The sequence below is a fragment of the Nocardioides sp. CPCC 206348 genome (genome assembly GCF_048654705.1).
Classification (GTDB): Bacteria; Actinomycetota; Actinomycetes; order Propionibacteriales; family Nocardioidaceae; genus Nocardioides.
Map to the genome: position 1 here is coordinate 1,206 of NZ_JBMCZA010000191.1, position 463 is coordinate 1,668.

Here is a 463-nt window from a genome sequence, read left to right on the forward strand (position 1 = left end):
GTCCTTCCTGACGCCTCGACAGGGCCGGACGCGGCTGGCCCTCCTGCATCGGTCGATGAGGTGCGTCGGGCCGCGGCCGCCCTTCAGGAGACCTGGCGCGGGATCCGCCCGGTCGTCGCCGAACACGCTGACCCTGCGCCTCCGAGCATTCGTTGGCAGCAGGCGGAGGGGCAACGGTGCCTGGTCCTGAAGAAGGCCGTCACCGGGATCGGGCAGGAGGCGGGCACCGAGCTCCTGCAGCGGCTCTTCGTCCACCTGGGCGAACAGGGCTGGATGCTCCACCCGGGAGGCAGGGACGGCCTCCCGGTCCTGCGGGCGACCGACGGGCAGGTGGCGGTCGAAGCCATTGCCGGGCCGGGAGCCACCGTCGTGACCCTGACCAGCGTTCCCCTGGCGGTCACCTCCGAGCTCGCCCCCGAGGTCGTACAGGCGGTCCTTGACGACCTCCGGACGGAGGTGGCGT

1 protein-coding gene is annotated in these 463 nt (G+C 72.4%); it reads left to right on the forward strand.

Going from position 1 to position 463, the window contains the following annotated elements; genetic code table 11:
* Nucleotides 1-60 precede the first annotated feature (60 nt).
* The coding region (locus ACOADB_RS16385) for a hypothetical protein (protein ID WP_378600695.1) at nt 61-463 on the forward strand (403 nt) is incomplete at its 3' end.